Origin of the sequence: Levilactobacillus parabrevis ATCC 53295 (genome assembly GCF_001434055.1) — a bacterium.
In the GTDB taxonomy this organism is placed as follows: Bacteria; Bacillota; Bacilli; order Lactobacillales; family Lactobacillaceae; genus Levilactobacillus; species Levilactobacillus parabrevis.
Window position 1 is genome coordinate 1 of record NZ_AZCZ01000013.1, and the last position, 25,091, is coordinate 25,091.

At 50.1% G+C, this 25,091-nt stretch carries 22 protein-coding genes and 1 pseudogene; 14 read left to right on the forward strand and 9 right to left on the reverse strand.

From position 1 onward, the window contains the following. Positions 1-110 precede the first annotated feature (110 nt). A complete protein-coding gene (locus tag FD07_RS04725; RefSeq protein WP_020089083.1) occupies positions 111-347 on the forward strand; it encodes a hypothetical protein in 237 nt (78 codons plus the stop codon). Between the two features lie 319 nt (positions 348-666). Then, entirely contained in the window at positions 667-1,644 is a 978-nt protein-coding gene (locus FD07_RS04730) for a linear amide C-N hydrolase (RefSeq protein WP_020089082.1), read from the forward strand. A gap of 117 nt (positions 1,645-1,761) precedes the next feature. Here the strand turns inward: FD07_RS04730 and FD07_RS04735 are convergent, their stop codons facing one another. Beyond that, the gene (locus FD07_RS04735; protein ID WP_020089081.1) at positions 1,762-2,748 is read right to left on the reverse strand and encodes a YdcF family protein; all 987 of its coding nucleotides are present in this window, start codon (positions 2,746-2,748) and stop codon (positions 1,762-1,764) included. A gap of 116 nt (positions 2,749-2,864) precedes the next feature. On the opposite strand from FD07_RS04735, the gene FD07_RS04740 reads away from it, so the two are divergent. After that, on the forward strand, positions 2,865-3,488 hold the full coding sequence (locus tag FD07_RS04740; protein WP_020089080.1) for a glycoside hydrolase family 73 protein: 624 nt from the start codon (positions 2,865-2,867) through the stop codon (positions 3,486-3,488). A 131-nt stretch (positions 3,489-3,619) separates the two neighbouring features. Here FD07_RS04740 and FD07_RS04745 read toward each other — a convergent pair whose 3' ends face one another. After that, positions 3,620-4,939, reverse strand: a complete 1,320-nt coding sequence (locus FD07_RS04745) for a serine hydrolase (protein WP_020089079.1) — start codon at positions 4,937-4,939, stop codon at positions 3,620-3,622. Between the two features lie 410 nt (positions 4,940-5,349). On the opposite strand from FD07_RS04745, the gene FD07_RS04750 reads away from it, so the two are divergent. From FD07_RS04750 to FD07_RS04765, 3 genes are all read left to right on the forward strand, one after another. Continuing rightward, complete coding sequence (locus FD07_RS04750) at positions 5,350-6,117, forward strand: TerC family protein (protein ID WP_020089078.1); 768 nt, start codon at positions 5,350-5,352, stop codon at positions 6,115-6,117. A gap of 216 nt (positions 6,118-6,333) precedes the next feature. Continuing rightward, on the forward strand, positions 6,334-7,158 hold the full coding sequence (locus FD07_RS04755; protein WP_020089077.1) for a hypothetical protein: 825 nt from the start codon (positions 6,334-6,336) through the stop codon (positions 7,156-7,158). 628 nt (positions 7,159-7,786) lie between these two features. Next, positions 7,787-8,650 carry an NAD(P)-dependent oxidoreductase gene (locus tag FD07_RS04765; RefSeq protein ID WP_020089075.1) on the forward strand — a complete coding sequence of 288 codons (864 nt, stop codon included), beginning with the start codon at positions 7,787-7,789 and terminating at the stop codon, positions 8,648-8,650. A gap of 150 nt (positions 8,651-8,800) precedes the next feature. On the opposite strand, the gene FD07_RS04770 is transcribed toward FD07_RS04765, so the two are convergent. Then, the gene (locus FD07_RS04770; protein WP_020089074.1) at positions 8,801-9,103 is read right to left on the reverse strand and encodes a type II toxin-antitoxin system RelB/DinJ family antitoxin; all 303 of its coding nucleotides are present in this window, start codon (positions 9,101-9,103) and stop codon (positions 8,801-8,803) included. A gap of 320 nt (positions 9,104-9,423) precedes the next feature. On the opposite strand from FD07_RS04770, the gene FD07_RS04775 reads away from it, so the two are divergent. Beyond that, complete coding sequence (locus tag FD07_RS04775; RefSeq protein ID WP_020089073.1) at positions 9,424-9,849, forward strand: hypothetical protein; 426 nt, start codon at positions 9,424-9,426, stop codon at positions 9,847-9,849. 76 nt (positions 9,850-9,925) lie between these two features. Here the strand turns inward: FD07_RS04775 and FD07_RS04780 are convergent, their stop codons facing one another. Genes FD07_RS04780 through trpX form a run of 4 tightly spaced genes read right to left on the reverse strand, consistent with a single transcriptional unit; the run spans position 9,926 to position 13,025 of the window. After that, positions 9,926-10,357: a GNAT family N-acetyltransferase gene (locus FD07_RS04780; protein WP_020089072.1), complete on the reverse strand. Its 432-nt coding sequence runs from the start codon at positions 10,355-10,357 to the stop codon at positions 9,926-9,928. A gap of 10 nt (positions 10,358-10,367) precedes the next feature. Beyond that, positions 10,368-11,138, reverse strand: coding sequence for an ABC transporter ATP-binding protein (locus tag FD07_RS04785; RefSeq protein ID WP_020089071.1), 771 nt, complete (start codon positions 11,136-11,138; stop codon positions 10,368-10,370). After that, positions 11,131-12,030 (reverse strand): ABC transporter permease, encoded by a 900-nt coding sequence (locus FD07_RS04790; protein WP_020089070.1) that lies wholly within the window; start codon positions 12,028-12,030, stop codon positions 11,131-11,133. The genes FD07_RS04785 and FD07_RS04790 overlap by 8 nt, the downstream gene beginning before the upstream one ends. Continuing rightward, positions 12,030-13,025, reverse strand: a complete 996-nt coding sequence (trpX, locus tag FD07_RS04795; RefSeq protein ID WP_020089069.1) for a tryptophan ABC transporter substrate-binding protein — start codon at positions 13,023-13,025, stop codon at positions 12,030-12,032. The genes FD07_RS04790 and trpX overlap by 1 nt, the downstream gene beginning before the upstream one ends. 1,343 nt (positions 13,026-14,368) lie before the next feature. Here trpX and FD07_RS04800 point away from each other — a divergent pair. The 7 genes and pseudogenes from FD07_RS04800 (at position 14,369) to FD07_RS04830 (ending at position 22,907) form a co-directional block, all read left to right on the forward strand. Next, positions 14,369-15,256 (forward strand): DegV family protein, encoded by an 888-nt coding sequence (locus FD07_RS04800; protein ID WP_027825939.1) that lies wholly within the window; start codon positions 14,369-14,371, stop codon positions 15,254-15,256. Positions 15,257-15,932: 676 nt separating this feature from the next. Continuing rightward, positions 15,933-16,904: an ABC transporter substrate-binding protein gene (locus tag FD07_RS04805; protein ID WP_020089067.1), complete on the forward strand. Its 972-nt coding sequence runs from the start codon at positions 15,933-15,935 to the stop codon at positions 16,902-16,904. Positions 16,905-16,923: 19 nt separating this feature from the next. Then, positions 16,924-17,892, forward strand: coding sequence for an ABC transporter permease (locus FD07_RS04810; RefSeq protein WP_020089066.1), 969 nt, complete (start codon positions 16,924-16,926; stop codon positions 17,890-17,892). Next, complete coding sequence (locus FD07_RS04815; protein WP_020089065.1) at positions 17,822-18,592, forward strand: ABC transporter ATP-binding protein; 771 nt, start codon at positions 17,822-17,824, stop codon at positions 18,590-18,592. Before FD07_RS04810 ends, FD07_RS04815 begins: the two co-directional genes overlap by 71 nt. A gap of 1,006 nt (positions 18,593-19,598) precedes the next feature. Next, the gene (locus FD07_RS04820) at positions 19,599-20,936 is read left to right on the forward strand and encodes an APC family permease (protein WP_020089063.1); all 1,338 of its coding nucleotides are present in this window, start codon (positions 19,599-19,601) and stop codon (positions 20,934-20,936) included. Positions 20,937-20,994: 58 nt separating this feature from the next. Further along, positions 20,995-21,777, forward strand: a complete 783-nt coding sequence (locus tag FD07_RS04825) for a cyclase family protein (RefSeq protein WP_020089062.1) — start codon at positions 20,995-20,997, stop codon at positions 21,775-21,777. A 20-nt stretch (positions 21,778-21,797) separates the two neighbouring features. After that, a pseudogene (locus FD07_RS04830) lies at positions 21,798-22,907 on the forward strand (5-methyltetrahydropteroyltriglutamate--homocysteine S-methyltransferase). Between the two features lie 429 nt (positions 22,908-23,336). Here FD07_RS04830 and FD07_RS04835 read toward each other — a convergent pair. Continuing rightward, positions 23,337-24,029: a CPBP family intramembrane glutamic endopeptidase gene (locus FD07_RS04835; protein WP_020089060.1), complete on the reverse strand. Its 693-nt coding sequence runs from the start codon at positions 24,027-24,029 to the stop codon at positions 23,337-23,339. A 673-nt stretch (positions 24,030-24,702) separates the two neighbouring features. Beyond that, positions 24,703-25,086: a VOC family protein gene (locus FD07_RS04840; protein ID WP_020089059.1), complete on the reverse strand. Its 384-nt coding sequence runs from the start codon at positions 25,084-25,086 to the stop codon at positions 24,703-24,705. Positions 25,087-25,091: the final 5 nt, after the last annotated feature.

A 25,091-nucleotide genomic window follows, 5' to 3' on the forward strand; every position in this document is an offset into this window, starting at 1 on the left:
CACTTCAATTTTAAATCGGGCAAGTTTAAGAAAGCCTTATGGTTGACTCCCACAACCATTGCGGTAAAGTAGAAGACCTCATAACTAACTAAAAGAAAGAACGTGAATCCATGACAAAGCACCATCAAGCCTACCAGAGTCCCTACGCAGCCATGTTGACGCCCGAACGATTCGACTTAGCCCTCAAGCTGGCGGCACAGTATCATCTCGATGCTAGCCAAATTATGTTTGCTTACTTAGAGATTACGGCAAACGTCGCTGAACCGGCGAAGGCTGTCACTGACCGCCAAAAAGAAATCGATGAACGGTTTCAAGCTTTCTTAGAGGATGCAGCTAAGCCACTTTAATTGCTGTCGCAGTCGTTTTCACGTAAACTTAATTAACTAGATTAATCTTGTTTTGAACGATTAGTTGACTCAGATTGCGCCTCCGAGCCGGTAAAAATCGGACTGGGACGCTGAAGGCGGACGCCTAAAGCCGTAGAGCGGTCTTTAGGCTTGTGGTTAAGCCGCTGAGAATCGCGTCTTGACCGCACCAGTTTCCTAACCGGCGTAAACTCCCACAGCTGAGTCCATTTTCACCACCTGGTAGGGCGCAGTTAACATCAATCATGGCCATTTCAAACTAACATCATGCAATTGATTAAGGAAAAGGAGGGGATTTACCATGTGTACCAGTATCTTGCAAATTGCCAAGGACGGCAGTCACATCTTAGCGCGGACCATGGACTGGTACGCCCTCTACGTTCAGCCGTTGTTCGTGCCCCGTGGCTTTCAGTGGCAGAGTGTCTTTGACAATCACTGGCACACGAACCGCTATGCCTTGATTGGTGGCGGGGGTGCTCACCATAACGAAATCGACGTGTCCGATGGCGTCAATGAGATGGGCTTGAGCGTGCAAAAGTTGACGTTTGCCAATGGTTCTCAACTGGTCGAAAAGCCTACACCAGGGCAAGTTCACCTAGCACCGTACGAGTTTTCCTTTTATCTGCTGGCGAACTTTGCTTCCGTGGCCGATATCGAAGCGCATCTGGATGAAATTCAGCTGATGAGTGGCGCATACGCCGTGAATAACATCGGCGACTCCGAATTACACTTTGCCGTGGTTGATCGCACCGGTCGGACCGTGGTGATTGAACCCACGCACTTTCCTATGCGCATCCGCGAGAACCCATTAGGCGTGGTCACCAACAGTAAGGACTTCGAATTACAGCTCGAACGTCTCGGTCAGTACGTTAACTATACCGATGATTTTGAAGCCGGGACGGTACCGCTGAACGAACCCCACGTTACGACCGGCCGTTTCTCCGGAAAGCCAGTGCCCAGTGGGTCGTTTACCCCTGGTGGTCGCTTCGTCCGCGCAGCCTATTACAAGGAACGCACCGATCTCCCAGCCGATGAGAACGAGGGGATTATCAGTGCGTGGCATCTGCTGGACAGCGTGGCGGTACCTAAGAGCCACCGCTACCGGCCAACCTATTCCGTCTATCGTGCGGCGACCTGTAGTGAATCGCTGACGTATTACTTCCAGCCGTACAATCGCTTGGATGTGGTCCAATTGAAATTAACGCCAGAAATGTTGACGTGGACGGAACCAAAGTTTTATAAAGTTAGTAATCAGCTTAGTGTGACGCCGTTAAATTAATGGAAAGGTGCTGTGATTAGTCGTCACAGCACCTTTTTGATTTTTAAATTTTCCATCGGTGAAAGGATAACTAGTTCAGCTTTAATGCTCGCCAGCCAATCGTCTTTTGGTGCACGCTTAAATCAGCATCCACAGTAAGTTCGTCGCGACCATTCCAATCAGCACGCTTCTGTGGAGTCGCGGATGCAACATGATTAGCGCTAGAAACTCACGGGCCCAGCCAATTGGTAGGTAACCCAGCCGCGTGGGTGCCGGGTAGCCACCCACGTGTAGGCGAAGGTGTTGGGCAAGTAGACGGGTGCGAAAGAGGTGGTAGCCGTTAGTGATTAGCACTACTCGGCCTCCCTGGTTGGGCAGTTGCCACCAGAGTTTTTGGCTGTTCAGCAGATTAGTTCGCGTATTTGTGGCCGCCGTCTCTTGGATAATTAGGTTGGCCGGATAGCCGTGGCGTTCGAGATAGTCGGCCATCGCAGCGGCTTCACTGGTCGTTTCATCCGCGCCCTGGCCCCCACTGACAATGAGGGTTACCGGGTGATTCTGCCGACTGGCAAAGGTGAGGGCGGTATCAAGTCGTGCTCCTAGGACGCGGCCAATCTGGTTGCCGTTGCGCAGCCCAGCTCCCAGAATCACGAGAGTGTCGGCGTGTCGGGCACGAAAACAGATGGCCCGCAGGTAACCGATGGCGCTGGCTCCAAAGAGTACGCCCAAGTAGAGGCTAAAGGCGGGGATGAAGCTCAGCCACGGCCAAATGGTATTGTCGAAGGTACCGTGACTCACGGCGTACAGCCACGCACCGCCAAGGATTAGCCAGAGCCAGATACCGGCGATGAGGCCAAACGTCAGGCGTTCTCGTTTGCGCACAATCAGGCTGGGCGTACCAATAATTAGAAACAGCGTGAAGAGGCCCCAAGCACCGATGGCCAGAGTGATTAGTTTACCCAGATCGGCCAGTGGCACGGCCCAAGAATGCTGTGATAACGTGGCCAGTAGCGTCATTAAACCGCCACCCAACACGGTGATCACTGCACTGTTCAGACCGTGGGGATCCCAAATAGTCAGTAAAATGATTAGAAAAATTATAGCAGCACTGGCACTCAGTAACATGGAAATCTCCTTTCTGGGTAAAGTTTAAGTTTTGTTGAGGGTTTGGATAATTAATTCCATCTAACGAAAAACTCGTTATAATTGAGAACATTATAACTGAGATTGGAGGAATCCGGGTGCCTAAGCGTCGAAGAACGAAAAGAAAATCGACTCATAACCCCGCGACCGCTACCTGGATCTTCGTCATGGTCCTGTTGGTTCTCGGTGGCGGGCTGTTAGTGCGCGGTAAGATCAAGACTGAGATTCAGTCGCAACGCATTGCTCAGACGGATACGGGCATCACTGACAACGAGACGGCTGCTCAGAAAAAGTTTATCGCAAAAATGGCGAAACCAGCAGTCAGGGTTTACCGGCAAAATGGTCAGGTCTTACCCAGTATCGTCATTGCCCAAGCCATCCTGGAATCCAGCTGGGGAACATCTGGCTTGTTCCAGCAGGCCAATAACCCGTTTGGGGTGAAGGGGGCTTATGAGGGCAAGTCAAAGTCGTTTTGGACCAATGAATACGTCAACGGTAAGAAGATTTCGGTCCGGGCCAACTTCCGTGACTATCCCAACCTGACGGCGGCTATTTTAGACCACGATGCGTTGCTCAAACGTAGCTACTTCAAGCAGACGGTGACCGATTACAAGACAGCGGCCACGTTATTGCAGAATAACGGGTATGCCACCGATCCGAGCTACGCCAAGAAGTTGACGAACTTGATCGCCACTTACAATTTAAATGACTATGACACTTAAATGATACAACAAACGAGGCAGTACCGGCATTGACGCTGGTACTGCCTCGTTTGACGTTACTTGCCAAATGGATTGAAGTCTTCTAAGCAACCGATACTTAACGCGGCTACCGCCATAAATGATACGCCACGTTAGTTTTCGTCGTAGTATCGTGCAAGGTCGTAGAGCGTCTCGGCCAGATTGTTCATCGGCGTGGTTGGCGCCTGGTTGGCAAAGAGGATGACGCCGGATTTGTTGCCTTCCGATCCGTACAGCGCGGTTTCGTAGCCCGCACCGCTAAGGGTTCCGCGGACGCGTTTGATACTGTGCTTATAGTGATACAATCCACCGGCATAGTTTAGCTTGTAGTCGTTGGAGAGATCGTAATACTGATTAGTCGTCAGGATCTTGCCATTACGCAAGCCTTGTTGAATCTTATAGTAGTCGGCTGGTGTCGAGTAGTAATTACCAGCGCCTAACAGCGATGAAACCAACTTCTGTGAGGCGTTGTTGGTGTTATTACTCTTGCCATTGGTAAAACTGTAGCCGGTCGCGATAGATCCACTGCGCGGCAGGTTATCCCAAGAATAGGTGTTTTTGAGCCCCAGTGGCGCAATGATTCGTTTCTGGACCAGCTGGTCATAGGTTTGACCGGTCACCTTGGAAGCTATTCCGGCGAGCAGGGTATAGTTAGCGTTGGTGTAGTTAAAGCTCCCATTGCTGCCAACTCTGAGCTGATTCAAGGTGTAGTTGATCTCGGCGGATTGCGTCTTGAGAACGCTGCTGGGCGTGGACTCATCCATGTCGATGCCCGACCGCTGATTGAGCAGCTGGCGAAGCGTCATCTTGTTGCTATTCTTAACACCAGGGTAGTACTTGCTGAGCTTGTTGTTCAGCGACAGCTTACCTTGGCCAGCGAGTTGTACGATAAGCGCGCCGGTCATCACCTTTTGAAGCGAGGCGATGGGGTAAATGGTGTTGGCTGAGTTCAGTGTCTTCGTGGCGGCATCGGCGTAGCCGACATTGACGTTGCTGGCACCGTTCGTGTAGTTATTGAATAGCATGGCGCTACCTTGGAAATGAGCATTGTTCAGCAGTACCTTCGCATTTTGACTGCGACTGAACTTCTGCAATGCCCGTACGTCGACCCACCCAATTTTGTCACCATACCACGAGAACTTGGCAAACTGCACGCCATTTGAGAGAGTTGCCACCTGGCTGACTTTCACAAACCGGTGTTGCCAGTTCTTACCACTGGCGTCACGGGTCTTAGCCGACCGTTGGGTGTAATAGGGTGCGTAGTAGTAGATACCATCGTTACGACTGCCTTGATTGACGAAACGTGCGTTGTAACTGGTGTTCTTGGTGCTCTTGATCCCCAGGTAGCTGCTAGCGTCGGCGGAAATCGTCGGCAGGCTACCAGCAAACGCACACGCGAGAGTTAACCCCAAAATTGTCACAATTTTCTTCAAAATTTATCATCCATTCCCTTAAAGTCGGTCTAAGTTTCCCCAAATGCCAGTCTCATATTAACGCGCCTCGGTCATATTTTCAATCGTTTATTTGATGAACGAGTTAAGTGGCCTAACCAACAGATTAATTGGTTATGGGGCACAGCGAATAAATGAGTCGCAAGTTAAGGGGGAGTGTGGTAAACTTATCCAGATAAAAATAAGTTTATAATCAGTGTCGATGTGTGTGGCTGGTGGGTTTTGACTCGCTGGCATGCGCCGGTCGACCCACGCGTGGACTTGTTTTTGCCAACTGCTGAGGACCAAGTAGCGGAAATGGTTGTGGCTATTAATGGATTCCTAGCAGAAACAATCTTAATAACTTTCAAGCTAAGGAGCTGAAGCTAGCGTTGTTACACTTTATAGGCCAAATGTATGGCCCATTCTTTGATCTTCATAACTGGGAAACCGTGATTACTTCTGGTAATGACTGGCTGATTATCTTCTCACTGGTACTGATTGAGTGCCTGTTGTCCGTCGATAACGCCGTAGTTCTTGCAGCGCAGACACAATCGTTACCGACCCGTAAGCAACAGGAAGAATCTCTGTTCTACGGGATCTGGGGGGCGTATATCTTCCGGTTCATCATCATTGGGCTGGGTGTATACCTCATTAATTTCTGGGAAATCAAGGTCGTTGGGGCACTCTATCTGGTCTTCCTGGTCTTCCAATACTTCAGTAAAACGCGAGTCAAGCACACGCGTAAACTGGTTAAAGACAAAAAGAAACGGCTCTTGCCGTTGTTCTGGTCGGTCGTATTGCAGATTGAAATGATGGACATTATCTTCTCCGTGGACTCCGTGCTGGCATCGCTGGCAATTTCCAACAATCCGGTCATCGTGTTGATTGGGGGCTTGATTGGGATTCTTGCCATGCGGGGTGTCGCAGAGGTGATTATGAAACTCATGCGGCGGATTCCGGAGCTGGAACCGATGGCGTATATCTTAATCGGCTTGATTGCCGTTAAGTTGTTCATCTCGATTCCCGCTATCGACATCGAGATTCCGGCAACCTTGTTTGGAATCGTTGTGATTGGCGCCATTATCTTGACGTTGATTATTCATGTGATCCGCAAGCGGCAGCAACCACAAACCAAGGCTGAGGGCGAAAAGAAACCATCAAATTCAACTGAATCTTAACAAACGTGGACCTGAGATAAATTCTCGGGTCCTTTTTTTTTGCCATTGAAACGGGTGATACCAAGGTATTGGCTGGTTGCAGCGATTTTTGTAAGGTATTTGACACATGCTTTTAAAATTTACAGTGTATACTGAATTTTGGAACAGAGTAGAAAAAGGTTCTTCAGGGGTACGTGTTACATCGATTACGTTAACAATCATACGGGAGGAAGCAAGATGAAAGTACATGTGAAATGGTGGCTGGCCGCAGTGGTTGGTCTGACCATTGTCGGCGTTGGAGCAACTACGGCCAACGCTGCAACTAGCAGCAAGTATTTAACGGGGAACGTCGGCTACGTGCGGACCAAGAAGGCCATGTACGTCGGCATTTATAAGAAAACTAATGGTAAATACAAGCAAGTTAAGGTTAAGAAGAACACACTGTTGAATGCCGAGAGCATTATGTCGATGGATGATGGTCACGGTGGTGTGAAGACAACCGCACTGTTTACGTATGGTGTGGTCAACTATAAGCGAGCTAAGGCACTCAAGTATAAGAATATCGCGACAATTCCGTTTACCAAGGCTAACTTCAAGTACGTGACACTGAAGGCACCGATTCGAACGCAAGTCTTCTTGAACGGTAAGGGGTATACGGCCAATAGCACGAATATGGCGGCCGAGCCAACACCAGGGTTCTATCTGACGCTGGACAACTACTTGCAGTACTACAGCAAGACGGCGATGGCTAAGGCGCCCTTTCTGTTTGGCGCACGCTGGGCAGGTTCGACCAAAGTATACAAGCCGACACGTTCAGTGAAGGTGTCGAAGGTGACGGTCAAAGGAAACACAACTAAGATCGACTACAACAAAGCGTTAAAGGGGCTGCCTAACAAGAGGCTCAGCAAGGGACACTACCGACTGACAATCACCAATAAGAAGACGACGGGGAGCCTGGGAATCAATCCCACTGACGATACTTTTGATGCGTTTGCCAGTTGGACGAACTACACGGTTAATGGAAAGGCCTATCACTTCGGCGAGGTTGAATACGGGAACTAACTGGTTTTGCTCGCCTGCGGTTGCCAGAGATTCTGCCGCTGTGGGGAACGCCTGCAGCCGAAGGGCGGGCTTTCGGCTCGGTTTGAAACCTCGCGAGGTTCATGCGAGTTTCCAAACACGTCCCACGCTGTAAGGCCGGGAAGAAACAAGCCCCGGTCTAACAGCGACGTCACGGCTGGCGCCATCTCTGGCCTCCTCCGGCTAAACAGTTTGTTTCCCTAACGGCAGAGGCTAGTTAGCAAACTCTTAACTTTGAATTAGATGTCACCCAGCAAGTAGTTACGTTGGGTGATTTTTTTCGTATGCAGATGTGCTTTCGAGAAGTTGGCCTGATACTAATACCAATGTAAATTTCGATGATTTTGTCTCAGTTTTTCAGCGGAAAACTTGGAAAATCGTATTAACCATTAATTAGATAGTAGGATGATATAAGTGAGAAGGCAGACATGATTGTTGTGATATGAGGGAATTGAGAAGGTAGAAGCTACTTTTACTCGGGAGATTTGACTTGGCGATAAGTTGTCAATTTTCGTAGGATTCGTGGTTAAATGTGACCGACCGTTTCTTACCCGGCCCAGCTGACAACGTGGTACCATAGACTTCAAATAGCTCAAGGAGGCAACCGCTTATGCAAATTGGATTTATTGGCACCGGCGTCATGGGGACTGGCATCGTATTGAATTTACTGAAGGCCGGCCAGTCGGTAGTCGTGTACAATCGAACGAAGGCCCACGCCGCAACGGTTTTGGATGCTGGGGCAACCTGGGCAGAGACGCCCGCCGCTGTTGCCCAGCAATCCCAGTTGGTGATGACCATGGTTGGCTATCCCAGTGATGTCGAGGAAGTCTACACTGGAGATCAGGGTATCTTCACTGGCATTCAGGCTGGGAGTATCGTGGTAGATATGACCACGAGTACCCCAGCGCTGGCGGTAAAATTGACTGGTTTGGCTCACGAACACGACGTGCAGGCACTGGATGCGCCCGTCTCCGGTGGGGATGTCGGTGCCAAGAACGCTACCCTGACGGTGATGGTTGGCGGTGATCAAGCCGCTTATGATCGCGTATTGCCCGTCTTTCAACAGGTAGGACAACGCGTGAACTACTTCGGTGGCGCTGGTAAGGGGCAACACACTAAGATGGCCAACCAGATCATGATTGCCGGAACGATGACCGGCCTGACGGAAATGCTGGTTTACGCCAAGGCGGCTGAGCTGGACTTGCCACAGGTCTTGGAAACCTTAAGCAGTGGCGGAGCCGACAATTGGAGCATGGACAACTATGTGCCACGGATTTTAAAGGGTGATTACACGCCAGGGTTCTTCGCCAAGCATTTCCTCAAGGACTTGCGGATCGCGCTGCAGGAGGCCGACCGCATGGGACTGGATTTGCCAGCAACCAAGCAGGCCAAGTTACTCTACGAGGCGATGGTCGACGACTTTGGCTTGGGGAACGATGGGACGCAAGGATTGATTAAGACTTATGAACATTAGGTTTTGAAAGGGTGGTGCAACGGGCTTCGGCCTGTTGCATCTTTTTTCATAGCGTCGGTTAAAATCCAATCAAAAAAAGTTCTCTGTAATTAGAGGACTTGTCTTGATTAATATAATTCTAGAGTGGGGAATAATTGTGCAGATACGCTTCTAGGAGTTGTCGGATGAATCGTCGTTTTCGAGCTCGTAAAGGTGCTTCATGAATTCATCAGCCGAGTTAAACTCCGTTACGTTGCCATTCTTAACATCTTCTAGTGCGCCAGCTAAATCGATGGCTACAGAATCATTGGTTGGCTTGAAAGGTAGACCGTTTTCTTTAATCATTTGGGAAATGAACAGATTGACTGCTGTGGTGAGGTCGATACCCATGTCGTTTGCGACCTGTTCGGCTTTCTTTTTCTGGTCGGGGTCCATACGAATAGTTACTAACACCTGTTCTGACTTTTTCGTCATCTAATTATCTCCAATCCGTGGCATATAGTTTGAGACTATCACCATTTGACTTGGAAACATAGCAAAAAGATCTAGCAGGATTGGTGAAATATCTTTCGGTTTCATAGAATAATCGAATGTCCAACAAATGGTTTAATCATATTGTTAATTAAGGGCGTAGATGGTACTCTTAATTTAAGCAGTCCGTATGGGTGGACTAGATTAAGTTACGAACCGCAATTTAATGAATTACACACCATGAGGCGGCAGAAATCCAATAACGTGGTATAACATTTTGCCAGGATAACACCTGGTATTTCAGACGGAACAGGGGTGGTCGTATGGTGAGAAAGTATCTTTTGGGAATCTTCCCGTTTGCCTTTATCTTTTTCATTCACAATCTCAATACGCAGACGGGAGCATGGTCGATAGCCCTTTCCTGGTGGAATGGGTATCTTGTGTTGAGCTATCTCGTTTTCTTCCCACTCCTGTACGATCGGGCACGGCAAATGCTTAACGGATCGGTCGATATCGGCAAGAAAATCAAGAAGACAATGAACGCCGATCAAGAGGCGATGAAGATGGGGTCCAATTACGGGAATACGGGTCACATGGGATTCGCTCGGATCGGGGATGCCGATGCCAAGGAAGGCTGGTTGCTCCGGTGGGGGATGAGTCTGATTATGCGGCTCTTTCTGATTCTGGCGGGACCGTTTGTCTGGGCTTTTCTGTGGGGCAAGCGTTGGTGCCAAACGCGCAAACACTAAACACTATAATAAATCTAAAAATGGCGTCGATGGATTTCCTACTGCTGGAAAAGTCATCGACGCCATTGTGTTTAAATTATAAGTCTTTATGCAGGATAACTACGGGTGCTCCATCTTCATCGAACGGGCCTTCATTGACCGCGTAGCCGCACCGTTCGTAAAATGCCTGGGCACTGACCTCACCGTGGATAACGCCGGTCGAGAAACCATGCTCGCGCGACCAATCCTCGGCGGCCGTCAGCAGGCGTGTGCCTATGCCTTGACCACGCAAGTCCTGACGGGTGCAGACCCGGCCGAATCGCATCTCAGTTGGCGATTGGGGCTCTAACCGCAGCGTGGCAATGGGGTGAGTGGCGTCCTGGTACAGCGTCACGTAGACCCGGTCGCTGGTATCGCGGTCGTCAAACTCAATGTCGCGGGGAATCCCCCGTTCGGTGACGAAGATGGCTTGGCGTAGCGACAGGGCGGCGGCCCGGTTGAAGGGTTCGTTTGAAATAACGAGTTCCATGCAAGGCCTCCTATTCGATCTCAGCGAAGAAGCTGTAGAGTTTCTCCGTGGTCAGAGCGTCCTTTTCGGCACCGGCGACATCGAAGGTGACCTTGCCGTGGTGGAGGACAATCAGTCGATTGCCGTAGGTCAGGGCGTCTTCCAAGTGGTGGGTGATCATCAGGCAGGTCAGCTGTTCCTCTTGCACCCGCTCGTTGGTGAGGTGCATCAAGTCTTGGCTGGTCTGCGGGTCGAGCGCCGCCGTGTGTTCGTCCAGCAGTAAAACCTCTGGACGTTTCAACGTCGCCATCAGGAAGCTCAGCGCCTGGCGTTGGCCCCCGGAGAGGTTCCCGGTCGCTGTCGTCAGTCGTTCATCCAAGCCGTTGTGCATGGTGGCTGTGATCTTCTTATAGCGGTCGAGTTGCTTGTTCAGGTGGCGCGGCGCTAACGTCCGGCGTTGTCCGCGTCGTTCAGCCAGCAATAGGTTTTCGGCCACGTTCATTCGCGGAGCGGTCCCTAGCTTGGGATCCTGGAAGACCCGCGCCAGAAAACGTGTGCGTCTTTCCACGGATTCGTGAGAAATGTCTTTGCCGTTGAGCAGAATCTGACCGCTGTCAATACTGAGGTCGCCCCCGATAGCGTTGAACAGCGTGGACTTTCCGGCCCCGTTAGACCCCAACACGGTGATAAAGTCGCCGGCATTGATCGTCAGGTTGAGGTGGTCAAGAATCATGATTTCTTCGGGCGTGTTGCGGTTGACCTTCAACACGACATTTTTCAATTCGAGTAATGGTTTAATCATTAGTATCCAGCCCCCGTTTCAAAATATGCTTGAAGTTAAACGTCTTCTTGAAGACTGGCAACATCATGCAAAGTGCCAAGATGATGGAAGATAACAGGTTAAGATCGTTGGCGCTGAAGCCCAATTTGAGGACAATCAGCAGGACGAAGCGGTAGAGGATACTCCCGAGGGAGACCGCTACCAGTCGTTGATTCAGCGTTAAATCACCGAAGGCCACTTCCCCAATGATGATGGAGGCGAGGGCAATCACGATGATTCCAATCCCCATGTTAACGTCGGCATACCCGTTGTTTTGGGCAACCAGTGCGCCCCCAAAGGCAATCATACCATTGGAGACCATTAGGCCCATGATCTTCATGTTATCCGTGTTGATTCCAAGGGAGCGGGCCATCGTCTGGTTATCTCCGGTAGCGATGAAGCCTTGGCCCAGTTGCGTTTGCAGGAAGTAGATGACAAGTCCCGTGATGATGACCATGACCAGCGTGCCTAGAAAGACACTGTCAAAGTATTGGGGCAAGGAGGCGAGAAAGTGGTTCTTAAATAATGTGGATTTTCCCAGTAAGGAAACGTTGGCCCGACCCATGATCCGTAAGTTGACGGAGTAGCAGGCGGTCATGACCAGGATTCCGGCCAGTAATATTGGAATATGACCCTTGGTGTAGAGCAACCCAGTAATCAGGCCGGCAATGGCACCAATGGCGAAGGCCAGGAGTGTTGCCAGTAGGGGATTCATCCCGTTACTGATGGCGGCGACCGCGGTGGCCGCACCCAGTGGGAACGTCCCTTCAACGGTCATATCGGCAAAGTCGAGAATTCTAAAGGTGAGGAACAACCCTACACCCAGGACGGCCCACAGCAGGCCCTGTCCAATAGCAGATACAATTAAACTCATTAGCGGTATACCTCCCCGTGTTGTTTGGCTTCCTTAACGACCGAGTCCGGCAGGGTAATCCCTAGCTTCTGTGCGGTCTTCAGATTGATGGTCATTTCACCCTTACGTACGAAGTGAATTGGCGTATCGGCGGGCTTCTTGCCCTTTAAAATAGCGGCGGTCATCTTACCCGTGGTCACGCCCAACTTGTATTGGTTGATGCTCAACGTGGCGAGTCCACCAGCCTTGACCATGGTGTCGACGGCTGGGAAGACGGGTACCTTTTTCGCAGTAGCCGTGGCGACCAGCGTTTGCATGGCGCTCGCAACGGTGTTATCGGTCGGCACGTAGACGGCGTCGACCTGACTCACCATTTCCTGGCTGACCTGGTTCAAGTCGTTGGTGTTGGCGATGGAGTAAGCCTTTAGGTCAACGTGTTCCTTCTTGCAAAGGGCGGCGAACTGGTGATACTGGGCCGTTGCCGAGTCATCAGACGAGGTGTAAATGATCCCCAGCGTCTTCATGTTGGGCATGATCTTCTGGATCAATTTGAGTTGCGCAGCCAGTGGCGCTTGGTCGGAGACCCCGGTGACATTGTTGCCAGGGTGATTGTTGTTCTTAACCAGATGAGCACCCTCAGGATCGGTGATGGCCCCCAGAACGACGGGGGTGGTGGAACTGGCGTTAGCCAATGCCTGAGCGGCCGGTGTGGCAATTCCAATCATGGCGTCGGCGTCTTCGTTGACGAAGCGTGCGCTCATGGTTTTCAGATTACTCTGGTCGTTTTCGGCGTTTTGAAAATCAATCTTGATGTTCTTACCCACGTGATAGCCCTCTTCGGCTAGCCCGTGGATGATGCCCTTATGAATGGCATCTAGCGCAGGGTGGGAAAGCAATTGGAGAATTCCGACAGTGGGAACCTCTTTGGTGGTCGCCGCTTCCTTGTGGCTTTCGCTAACAAAGGCGAAGCCGAGAAAAACCACGAGGATGGCGATGAGTCCGTATAGTCGTTTCATGGTGCAATCAACCTCAATTCTCTATAGTAGGTGCTGGTTTAGGGTACTTTTGTTTTTGTAGATAATTATTGACGAAAAATAGCGTTAGCTTTCATCTTGGCAGAGATGGTTTGACGATGGAAGGATTCTGCCTGTGTGAGTCAAATTACGTAAAGTTGTCGTGAGTCGGATGGTGACTGTATGTAAGTTGGTGGGACTGAGCTTGATTAGGGCAGGTGGTACTTGATGGTGGGATTGGTTTGAACCTTCTCTCTAATGCGACACAGCCGAAACGTGCTACGCAAGGCAGACTCCTGTGCTTAACCCCGATAAGGAAAAAGCCAAGCCCGGGCTTTTATCCTTATCGACGTTAATGCTCGGAGTCTAATCACCTTGCTCCGCACTCTTTTAGCCTCTAATGCGACATAGCCGAAACGTGCTCCAGAAGGCAGGCCCCTGCGCCTAACCCCATTAGACAAAAAATCCAGGCCCGGATTTTGTACCTAATGACGTTAATGCTCAGGACCTAAGCGCCTTCTTACGCACTCTTTATCAAAAAAAGAGCACCCAGTCCGGCTGGGTGCCCAAGAAAAAGGCCCGCATTGCCGGATAGAAGACATCCGTGCGGGCTATTGCATCAGAAAGTTAGCCGGCGCAGATGCGAAAATCGCTCTGGGAGCTCAAGTCGCATCTACAGCGATGACGACTTGATTACCGGCTTTGCCAACGTCCATTAAGTTGAATGCTAGACATTTGCATATAAACTTTCCTTCCTTCCGTTTCTCGAATAAATTTAGTGTACGGCATTGCTGAAAAACCGTCAACCATAATTTTCAATTTTTGGTATACTGGACTTTAACGATTGCGCAACTTAAAGCAGAAATTTCAGAGATTGAGAGGCTTGTTGTTGGTGAATCCAGGGCCGTTAATCACTTACCTTCGCAAGAATAGAAATTCTGGTGACAACACCATTGGTAGGATTCGAGAATGAAACTATCGGGATGGTGTGGCAATAGATTATTTTTAATGGTGAGCGATGGTATGGTTGGTGGCAGCTCCATATGATTGGAACAATATAAAAATGAAAAACTAGTGTAGCCGGAGGAGGCCAGGGATGGCGCCAGCCGTGACAGCGACGTTAGACCGGGCGATTGATTCTTCCCGGCCTTACGTCGCAGGACGTGTTTGGAAACTCGCGGAATTTTGCGAGGTTCCAAACCGAGCCGGAAGCCCGTACTTTGGCTGTAGGCGTTCCCACAGCGGCAGAATCCCTGGCAGCCGCAGGCGACAATTGTTAGCATGTATTCAATAAAGTAACTAAATCGTAAAAAGATGTTTGAACCTCAAGGAGGTTGCCAGAAATTATGAAAATAGCAGTTATGACCGATACTTCGGCCGGCATCGACTTTGCCGAAGCCGACCAGCGCCACATCACTTTGTTGCCGGCACCAATAATGTTTGGTAACCGCCAATACCACGAATATAAAGACCTCTCAACAGCGGATTACTATCGGTTAATGCGATTGGCGAAGACCAAGAAAGTGGTGCCGACCGCACCTCAGCTCTCGATGAAGACGATTGAAGCGGCCTGCCACGGCTTGGTCAAGCAGGGCTACACCGACGTGATCATCGTGGGCCCGTCACTGGGAATCTCCGGTTTCGTGAATACGTTGGCGGCGTTTGCCGAAAGTATCGAGGCCATTCATGTGTGGCCATGGGATTCACGCGGTATCTTAACCGTCATGGGCGATCAAGTCCGATTAGCGGCGGAGTTGGTTAACCGCGGTGCCACGGTCGATGAAGTTTTTAGTCAGCTGACTTTATTACGGCAGACGATTCACAGCGTTTTCGTGGTGGACTCGATCAAGCCGCTGCTGCGAACGGGGGAAGTCAACCCGACTGGTCCCGGCAGTACGCCACTACACGCGGGCAAGCCGATCTTGAGTTTTGAACCGTCCGGTAAGATGCGGTATGCCGGCAGTACTTTGCGGTGGCGTGGAGCCCGCGGAGACTTTCTCGACGATCTTGCGGTGGACTTGGCCGCAACGTATCCAGTCAGGGCCACTATTTTAAATGCGGACCAACCCGAGGCAACATCTCGGTGGTTGGCGGCCGCACAGGAACGGTTCCCCACAGTGAAATTTGATGTGGCGTTGATTGGTCCTAGCTTCGGTGTGCACGTGGGGGATGGCGCGATGGGAATGGCGTGGTCACAGGATTTTCAGAGCTTGATTCCTGATAATGAGAAATAGATTAGAAATTTAGGGTTGACACCGATATTTTTTAATGGTTAACTAGTAATTGTAAATTGATAAATGAAAGGAACTTCACTCATGAAGCAAAATAACCTCACTCATTTGAATAGCCAATTTGCCTTTAGCTTCTTCTTTAGATAGCGTTTGTATTCAGCATCCTTGGATACGAACGCGCCGCTCAATTGCGTTCGTATCTATCGATAAGCTAAAGTTTTTCAACATGACTTAAGCGCCAGATAGATACGGGTATAATCTATCTGGAGAAATAATATCGGGCCCGATAACACCAGGTAGATTCTACTTAGAATCTGTCTGGTGTTTTTTTGTTTAGAGCGTGAAGGCGGGCGGTAGGTCCTGAGCATTAACGTAGCTAAGTGCCCGCTCGGTGGAACCGAGCCGGTGCTTAGCTGGGTTAAGCGCAGGGACCTGCCCGACTGAACGCGTTTCAGAAGCAGCCAGGACCGACAAAGCGGACGCGCTGAGCCAGTCCAAGGCTTACCAGCTTCTAAACAGTCAGTTGATCTAATCCGTGGGCGGAATTTATCAGCACTACCGGTAAATTCCAGTATCATTTATCAACTAAATCCAAACATTTCTGATAACTATTAACACATACAAAAGCGCCACCACAACGGTCAGCACGGCTGGCCAACATACCTGGAGGGAATCGATTATGAAAAAATTATTACTGACGAGCATTGCATTATTAGGATTGGGCTTAACATTAGCGGGCTGCTCCAGCAAGTCCGATGCTAGCAGCAAGAGCACCTTGAACGTGGGGATCTTACAGGTTGTGCAACACGGTTCGCTCGATGAGGCGCGGCAAGGATTCAAGGCCGGTTTGAAGCAAGAACTCAAGACCCATCACAAGTCCGTGACCGTAAAATATCACTACTTAAATGCGCAGGGGGACCAAGCCAATTTAAATACGATGAGCCAACAATTGGTCCAACAAAAGAATGATTTACTGTTAGGTATCGCAACGCCAGCCGCTCAAGCACTGGCCAAGAAGACCAAGACCACGCCAACGTTAGTCACGGCCGTCACGGATCTGAAGTCAGCCGGGTTGGTCAAATCCAACAGCAAGCCACAGACCAACGTCAGTGGGACCAGTGATTTGACGCCGGTTGGTTTACAACTGAAGCTGTTGGCTAGTATGAGCAAGGGTAACAAGCCTCTCGGTATCATGTACAACTCTTCCGAAGAGAACTCCGTATTGCAAGTCAACTTGGCCAAAGCATACGCCAAGAAGCACCACATCAACGTCAAAGTCGTCAGTGCTACTAGCACCAACGATGTGACCAGCGTGCTGGCCGGCTTAGAGGGTAAGATTTCCGGCCTGTACCTGCCAACCGATAACCTGATGGCTAGTGCGATGAAGACCATCGGCCAAAAGGCTAAGGCCGCTAAATTACCCGTTGTGACCGGCTCGATTGAAATGGCGCAAGACGGTGGGACCGCAACTTACGGCATCAACTACTACGACTTGGGGAAGCAAACCGGGAAGATGGCTTACGCCGCACTGGAAAACAACAAGAAGCCCCAAACGACGGCCGTTCAAACCTCAAAGAAGCTTCACATGTACATCAACAAGGCCAATGCTAAGGCAATTGGCTTGAAGACCAGTCAGATTCAAGAACCGTAGACAGAAAGGGAGATCAGTTATGTTAATCACTAGTATTGGCCAGGGCCTACTCTGGGCGCCACTCGCTATCGGCGTATTCATTACATTTCGTATTTTAGATATTCCCGATTTGACCACAGAGGGGAGCTTTCCCCTTGGCGCGGCCGTGACGGTCAGTGCGATGGTTAGCGGCCAATCTGCACTAGTGGCCAGTCTGTTAGGCTTCCTGGCTGGTTGTCTGGCCGGGTGGGTGACCGGCGTGTTGGACACCAAGCTGCGGATGCCTTCACTACTTGCTGGGATTTTGACAATGACCGGGTTGTACTCGATCAACATGCACGTGATGGGGAAATCCAACGTGCCCCTGTTGAATCAGCGGGTGTTGACCAGTTACCTGCCGGCTACATGGTCCGTTGATTTACAAACGATTATCGTGGGTGCCGTCATTACCGGGGTAGTCATGGCAGCCTTGATTTGGCTGTTCAAGACCCGGCTCGGATTGTCCCTGATGGCGACCGGAAATAATTCGGCAATGAGTGCGGCCAACGGCATCTATACCGACCGAATGGTGATTATCGGTTACATGGTCTCTAACGGTTGCATTGCCTTGTCGGGGGCTTTGATCGCCCAGAGCAATGGGTACGCCGACATTGGCATGGGAATCGGCACGATCGTGATTGGGCTGGCCTCAGTCCTCGTGGGGGAGATCTTCCTCCGCGGTCGGCAAATGTGGGTGCGGCTGACCGCCATGGTCGTTGGGGCCATCATTTACCGGTTCCTATTGACCGTCGCCATGGGCTTAGGTTTCCCAGTCGACGATCTGAAAATTCTTTCCGCAGGCATCTTGGTCGTTGTGATCTGCCTGCCACTGATTCGCAATAAATACCAGACGAAGCAACAGTTGAAACGTTATCTCACACAGATTGGAGTCGATTCGCATGCTACAGCAAACAGCAGTCTTAGGCGTCAAGCACCTTCAGAAGGTCTTCTTTCCCGGGACGGCAAATGAGCGCCACGTTTTAAAGGACGTCAGTCTCACGATTGAACCTGGCGATTTCGTCTCCGTCATTGGGAATAACGGGGCGGGGAAGTCCACGCTGCTCAATACGATTGCGGGCACACTGACGGCCGATGCCGGAGAACTCACTTTGGCGGGGCACCGCATCACGCGCAAGCCAATTGCCTACCGATCACGTTGGTTATCACGGGTCTTCCAGGATCCTAAGATGGGGACGGCGGGGGAACTAAGCGTTGCGGAAAACTTAACGTTGGCGGCGAAGCATACGGGGAGCATGAGCCTTCACCGTTACCGTCATCGCGGCCAGACCGAAGCATATCAAGAGTTGTTGCGGCCACTGGATATGGGATTAGAGAATCGGTTGACGACGCAGGTGAAGTATTTATCTGGTGGGCAGCGTCAAGCACTCTCCCTGTTGATGGCAACGCTGAGCCAACCCCAACTGTTGTTGCTAGATGAACATACGGCGGCGCTGGATCCCCAGACGAGCCGCAAGGTCATGGACTTGACGCAAACTATCGTGGCAGAAAACCAATTAACCACGATGATGATCACCCACAAAATGAGTGATGCGTTGACCTATGGTAATCGGTTAGTCATGGTTCAAGACGGTCAGATCAAGCTCGACGTCCGTGGCGAAGAGAAACAAAACTTACGGCAGGAAGACCTGTTGTCGATGTTTGTGGAGTAATCGATGGCCTAACGTGGGGTGAAGCTGTCGCCTGCGGCTGTCAGGGATTATGCCTGCTGTGGGGACCGCCTACAGCCAAAGGTCGGGCTTCCGGCTCGGTTTGAAACCTCACTATGAAGCGTGAGTTTCCAAACGCGTCCCATGGCCTAAGAACGGAAGAACCTCCGTCCTAATGCCATCGTCACGGCCGGCGCCATCCCTGACCTCCTCCGGCTAGGATAGCTGCTATTCAGGATAGTCGATCGAAATGATCTGTGAGATTTTAAACGGTGGTTGGCCATACCAGCCTCAAGCGTTGTTGTTGACTCACTAAACCATAAGTTGAGGTAGATCATTGCTGGCGAAAGCCCCTAACCGGGACGAATAGGGAAAGCTTGTGTCCCATGACTCTCCTAGGTTAGAAACTGATGTGAAAATTGTCTTGACAATTAGAAAGGAACTCATTATTATCTAATGTATTGAGTCGTTGCGCAACGAACTTTAAAAAGAAAACAGTAAAAATGTCGCGAGAAGAAGAGTAGCCATCAAGTTTCCTTTCAAGAGAGCCCCCGGCGGTGTGAACGGGCAGGGAAGTACGTGGTGAAGATGAGCTTCGAAATGACCGGTGTTGGTGCAAGCTAACATCGCGGAAGGATCCGTTACCATCCCTGGTATCAGTAGTGTACCGTTGAGGCGTCAATACAGTTGACGCGAACAAAGGGTGGTAAAGCGATAGTTCGCCCCTTAAGCGTTGTTTTAAACAACAACGTTTAGGGGGCGAATTTTTTTGTCCGCTGATTCAGCCGGGGCGTCACAAAAGCCACGGTACCACGGTAGTAACGAAGAGTTGCTGGTGATGACCAACTGCAGTGGTGGTCACCGGATTTCCGTCTAGAGAGAATTGATTTGCGCGCTAATGGGATAGCGTAGGGTTGCTGAACTTCAGTATATCGGACTGTTTTGCTATTTCAGCGGCGGTGCTACATCGTTTAACCGCAATAAAAAATCTGCATAAGAAGATGACGTTATGGAAAGTACTACTTCAGAATTAAAAGTCAGTTTGTCCACGAAAGATTTAGTGATTTACGGGGTAACCTTCATGATTCCCGTCGCACCGTTGGCCTTCTATGGATCGTTCCTGACTCCGGCGAATGGGATGGTTTCGTTGGCCTACTTGGTGGGGATGATTGCCATGCTTTTCACCGGCTTCAGCTACGCGACCATGGCCGGAAGTTATCCGTTCTCCGGATCCGTGTACACCTATGTTCAGCAGGGAACAACGGCTGGTCTAGGCTTCATCAGTGGTTGGGGTATCGTCTTGGACTATCTGTTGATCCCGACGATTACCTACTTAATTACGCAATCGTTTGGTAAATCTCTTATTCCCGGAATCCCTGGTTGGGTGTGGATCGTGGCGCTAGTGCTCTTTAACACCGTGATTAACATCTTGGGTGTCAATATCGTAACAAAGATCAGTTGGGCCTTGATTGCTTTGCAGGCCTTTGTCTTACTGGCCTTCGTGGTGGGCACGGTGACCGCCTTGATTCAGGGAACAATTCATCCTAATGTGGTGGCCTTTTACAATCCCGCACACTTCAATTTCCAGGGAGTGCTGCAAGCTACAGGAATCGTTATTGTCAGTTACTTAGGTTTTGATGCCGTCAGCACACTGTCCGAAGAAGCTGAGAATCCTTACCATTCCGTGGGCCGCGCGATTATTCTTTCCATCGTCAGCATTGGTTTGCTCTTCGTCTTCATCACCGCGCTGGCTGGGTTCGTTGCTCCAGATTATCAGAATCTGAATTCCAATACGGCTTTCTTAGGCATTCTCGACAGAGTTGGTGGGGCTTGGCTCGTCAAATTAGCCGACATCACGATTATTCTCTCCTTTGGTTTCGCCAGTGGGCAGGAGGGGCAGACCGCCGTTTCACGAATTCTCTACGCCATGGGGCGTGACGGCGTGTTACCAGCCTCACTAGCTAAGTTGCACAAACGGTATCAGACACCGGTCGTGGCCATCGTCTTGGTTGGTTTGGTTTCCTTGGTATTGTCGTTGGCGCTGTCTCAGAATATGGTCTCCAACTTGGTGAGCTTCGGTGCCCTGTTTGGCTTCATGGTCCTGAACTTGTCAGTGATCTGGAAGTTCTATATCACTGGTCAGCACAGTACTGTTGGTGACTTTCTGAAGCACTGTCTGTCACCATTAATTGGTTTTGGTGTGAGTGCCTGGATTTTCCTGAACCTGTCGCTGGATGCCAAATTAGTAGGTGCTTCATGGTTAGCCGTGGGGCTCGTCATTCTTTTAGTGAAGACACGGTTCTTTACCGTTCGGACGCCTAAATTAGACTTTACTAGCAAGGATTAATGTGAATTTAAAGCTCCGTTAGCTTTGCAGTAACAATCAAATATTGGAGGACTATTCTATGACAAAAATTAATGATTCTAAAGTGACAGTTGAACCCGTAAATTCGCCAGTTTCTCAAGTGGTAACCGCACTAAAGGACTTTAAATGGGTAGATCTAACCCATACCTTTGGACCGGACAGTCCACGTTTTCCGTCATTTGCCAAGCCAAAATTCAAGACGATCTTTACTCATGCAGATGGTTTCTTCGTTAAAGAGTACACATTTCCTGGGCAATTCGGCACCCACATTGATCCACCCATTCACTTCGATGCTCATCAGGATAAGTACGTGGAAGATTTGGATTTGAAGGAACTCGTCTTGCCATTGATTGTGATTGACCGCTCAGCTGCCGTCACAAAGAGTGCCGACGCTTCACTGAGTGTGGCCGACATCAAAGCGTGGGAAGCTAAACATGGTAAGATTCCGGCAAATTCCTTCGTTGCCTTACGCACTGATTGGGGTAAACGTTGGCCAAGTCAGGAAAAGTTCGAAAATCTCGATGCTAAAGGGCAGGCCCATTATCCCGGCTGGGACCTTGATGCGTTGAAATTTATTTACGAACAACGCCATGTGACGGCTAATGGTCATGAAACCTTCGACACCGATACGGCAGTCAACCAGGAAGATGGGTTAGTCGGAGAATACTACGTCTTGTCACACGGCCACTATCAGGTGGAGTTGTTAGACAACTTGGACTTAGTTCCAGCCACTGGCGCCTACATTTTCATCTCCGTACCTAAGGCAGAAAAGGCTCCCGGGTTCCCTGTACGGGCATTCGCGGTGGTACCGGACGCTAAGTAAATTAGAAGGAGGGATGATTGATGACTGAGACAACGACGGTAAAATTTCCGACGCATTACGATGTTGTAGGGAGTTTGTTGCGGACGCCAGCGTTGAAGGAGGCGTTAGCTCAATTTAACCGAGGTGAATTGACGGCAACAGCATTAAAGGTGGTTCAACGCGCCGAAACCCAGAAGGTCGTGGCTAAAGAGGTTGCCCTAGGACTACGGTCTGTTACTGATGGCGAGTTCAATCGAAATTGGTGGCATCTCGATTTTTGGAAACACCTGACTGGTATCAGCGAGCATTTCAAGGAGTCCATTTCCTTTGCCGGTGGGGGTAACAAGCTCCACACCGCCCAGTTGGTGGACCGAGTGGCGTTCAACCCCGACCATCCATTCTTTGATGACTATCAGTATACACAGTCGTTAGTGCCAGCAGGGGTCAGGGTTAAACAAACCATTCCATCACCAACGTTATTGTTCGGAGCCAATTGGCACGATGTCTACGATGATTGGGACAACTACCTAAGTGACTTGGCTCAGGCGTATCACGAGACCATCCTGCATTTCTACGCATTGGGCAATCGCTATTTACAGTTGGACGATACCAATTGGGCGTACCTTATCAGCGAACTGAATGCGACCGAGGACAATCCGGAGGCTCATGCCAACTTCGAGAGCCAAGCCAAGGATGCTGTGGCTTTGGTGAATGCTATCCTCAAAGACTTGCCGGATGATCTGACAACGACCACTCATATTTGTCGGGGAAATTTCAAATCAACTTACGTCTTCTCCGGTAGTTACGATGTGGTTGCGGAATATTTGGGTCAGCTGAATTATGACGGCTTATTCCTCGAGTATGATAGCTAACGAGCCGGTGGCTTTGAACCACTTGATGCGATTTGGCAAAACAATGTTCATAAGCGCTTGATCTTAGGCTTGGTGACGTCAAAGACACCAGAGCTGGAATTAGCCTCATCACTGGAGTCACGTTTAAATGAGGCCGCGCAGCACTTACCGCTAGAGAATCTTGGCTTGTCAACGCAATGTGGCTTCGCGTCTTCTACGGTGGGTAACCTCCTCACACAAGAGGAGGAGTGGCAAAAGCTACGGCATGTCATTGCGGTGGCAGACCAGGTGTGGTCGTAATAAATGAGAATGGACAAAGGACAATCAGTTTTAAGCAGAACTGGCAATATAGATTTGGAGATACCCAAAGAGCCTGAGTTGCCTCAGACTCTTTTTGCGCGGCGTAACCAAAGCTATTAGTTTGTCTTAACTCGTGTACGGCACCTTCCCCGATATGTGGGAGTTTGCTTTCTATCACGCTGATAATGTTCTATACTATGGCCAGATTCTAAGGTAACCTAGTTTTAGGGAGCTTGACGGAATCCGCATGTAAAGTTGAGCGAAGCGTTTGTAACCTTTGAGGTGACTGGTCCCGCGAGACGGTCATCACTGGGTACAAGAAAAAACGTCAAGGACGCGCGAACCACGACTACTAGGAAATTGTGGGGAAGCGGCCGTACATAAATAAAGGACTGGGGCATTTGGCCTCAGTCCTTTATTTGTGTTGTGTCAGATTAAAGATAATGCATTGTTTAAAAAGTGAAGTGTCATGTCGTAGCGAACATCGCGGAAATGCAGGTAGCTATAGCCCAGCACCCAGCCCAACGCGGAGTACATAATCAACGTTGGCGTGAAGCTGGATACGTGCATGAAGCCAAAGATGATTCCCGAGATAAAGATGCCGAGAAAATTCATCAGCCGGGTATTCTTACTGAAGAAGTAGTTCAGGAAGATGCCACGGAAGATGAGCTCTTCAAAGATCGGCGCCAGCAGAATCGCATAGGCCAGGTTCCAAAATGGGAGTTGTGTGACCTGTTGGTTGATGGCCGTCTGGTTGGCGGGGCTAGGTAAAATGTGGGTGGCAATTAAGATTGACCACGAATACTGAATCGTCAGCATCAGAATGAAGAAGCCAATCAGCTGGCTTACGGTCTTCCCAGTGAAAGGGGTTCGACCGAAGTTGCGCGGGTTGTTTTGTTGCAACTGTTTCTGATAACGCCAGGTGATAAAGCCCAGCAACAGCCCGGAGTAGATCAGCATCATACCGATCGCTCGGTTGGGGCTACTCCCGTGGCTGGCTTGTTGGGTCGCCAGGGTGAGAAAAACGCTGTCGATGAGGTACAACAGTAGGAATCCTAGCCACTTGAGGTCACGTAGAATCCAGTCAAGCAGCCAGTTGATCCCCTTATTCCAAGAGTTCATTCAGGCAATCCTCCAATATTAGGTATTTCAGTTTTGCTTGGTGCGGTTAAGTTGGTCTTTGTCAGCGCCTTACCGGGCGACACAAATAGCCTGGAACGCCTGGGCGGACGCTTAAAGCCAAGGAGCAGTCTTTAGGCTTGGTTTTGAACCTCTGCGAACCGAGTTTCAAAACCACCAATTCTCTAAGCGACAAGTCGCTAAGTGAATTCCCACGGCTGAGGCTATTTGTGCCGCCCTCACGGCTTACGTAGTGGTCGGCGCAGATCAACAGAATTACATGTAAGATTGGCGTCGATCGACTTATTTGTGCGGTTCGGTGAAATTTTTGAATTCACAATTTAAGTAAGCCTATTTTAGTGAGTACGACGCCCATCGGAAATCACATTATCGCGGTAGCATGATAAATAACCGACTATCTTAATGGCTAACGACTACCAAGAGCCGGAGGAGGCCAGGGATGTAGCCGGCCGTGACGATGGCGTTAGGACGGGTGCTAGGTTCTTCCCGGGTTTACAGCATGGGACGAGCTTGGAAACTCGCGATTTTCAGCGAGGTTTCAAGTCGAGGTGAAATACCGATTCTCAGGATTTCACCGGTCCCCACAGCAGGCGGAATCCCTGGCAGCCGCAGGCGGCACGCTAAAGCTCACTGATCTCTAAAACAATGTTGCCAGTTATTTATCATATTTCCCGATTTCGATGAGGTTTTCGTCGGGGTCGCGGACGTAAACGGACGTCATTGGGCCCAGTGCTCCCTGCTTAGGAAGTGGTCCATCCACGATTTCCACCGCGTAGTTGGTCAAGTGGGACAGGATGTTTGCCAGTGGATCGGTCGCGATGATGGCGAAGTCGGCGCCACCAATCGTGGGGTGCTTGGCGACCGGCAAATGGGGGGCGTCAGTCTGTTGGAAATTGATCTTTTGTTTGCCAAGTTTAACACCACGGCGACCATCGTCAAATTCGATGATGGGCAGGTCGAAAACCTCGTGGTACCAACGGACGGAGCGCTCGATGTCACTAACAGTTAGGGTTAAATGGTCAATGTTACGAATATTCATGAAAG

Coding starts and splice junctions, on each gene's coding strand:
- FD07_RS04725 (WP_020089083.1), top strand. CDS start 111: ATGACAAAGCACCATCAAGCCTACCAGAGTCCCTACGCAGCCATGTTG.
- FD07_RS04730 (WP_020089082.1), top strand. CDS start 667: ATGTGTACCAGTATCTTGCAAATTGCCAAGGACGGCAGTCACATCTTA.
- FD07_RS04735 (WP_020089081.1), bottom strand. CDS start 2,748: ATGTTACTGAGTGCCAGTGCTGCTATAATTTTTCTAATCATTTTACTG.
- FD07_RS04750 (WP_020089078.1), top strand. CDS start 5,350: ATGTATGGCCCATTCTTTGATCTTCATAACTGGGAAACCGTGATTACT.
- FD07_RS04755 (WP_020089077.1), top strand. CDS start 6,334: ATGAAAGTACATGTGAAATGGTGGCTGGCCGCAGTGGTTGGTCTGACC.
- FD07_RS04765 (WP_020089075.1), top strand. CDS start 7,787: ATGCAAATTGGATTTATTGGCACCGGCGTCATGGGGACTGGCATCGTA.
- FD07_RS04770 (WP_020089074.1), bottom strand. CDS start 9,103: ATGACGAAAAAGTCAGAACAGGTGTTAGTAACTATTCGTATGGACCCC.
- FD07_RS04775 (WP_020089073.1), top strand. CDS start 9,424: ATGGTGAGAAAGTATCTTTTGGGAATCTTCCCGTTTGCCTTTATCTTT.
- FD07_RS04780 (WP_020089072.1), bottom strand. CDS start 10,357: ATGGAACTCGTTATTTCAAACGAACCCTTCAACCGGGCCGCCGCCCTG.
- FD07_RS04785 (WP_020089071.1), bottom strand. CDS start 11,138: ATGATTAAACCATTACTCGAATTGAAAAATGTCGTGTTGAAGGTCAAC.
- FD07_RS04790 (WP_020089070.1), bottom strand. CDS start 12,030: ATGAGTTTAATTGTATCTGCTATTGGACAGGGCCTGCTGTGGGCCGTC.
- trpX (WP_020089069.1), bottom strand. CDS start 13,025: ATGAAACGACTATACGGACTCATCGCCATCCTCGTGGTTTTTCTCGGC.
- FD07_RS04800 (WP_027825939.1), top strand. CDS start 14,369: ATGAAAATAGCAGTTATGACCGATACTTCGGCCGGCATCGACTTTGCC.
- FD07_RS04805 (WP_020089067.1), top strand. CDS start 15,933: ATGAAAAAATTATTACTGACGAGCATTGCATTATTAGGATTGGGCTTA.
- FD07_RS04810 (WP_020089066.1), top strand. CDS start 16,924: ATGTTAATCACTAGTATTGGCCAGGGCCTACTCTGGGCGCCACTCGCT.
- FD07_RS04815 (WP_020089065.1), top strand. CDS start 17,822: ATGCTACAGCAAACAGCAGTCTTAGGCGTCAAGCACCTTCAGAAGGTC.
- FD07_RS04820 (WP_020089063.1), top strand. CDS start 19,599: ATGGAAAGTACTACTTCAGAATTAAAAGTCAGTTTGTCCACGAAAGAT.
- FD07_RS04825 (WP_020089062.1), top strand. CDS start 20,995: ATGACAAAAATTAATGATTCTAAAGTGACAGTTGAACCCGTAAATTCG.
- FD07_RS04835 (WP_020089060.1), bottom strand. CDS start 24,029: ATGAACTCTTGGAATAAGGGGATCAACTGGCTGCTTGACTGGATTCTA.
- FD07_RS04840 (WP_020089059.1), bottom strand. CDS start 25,086: ATGAATATTCGTAACATTGACCATTTAACCCTAACTGTTAGTGACATC.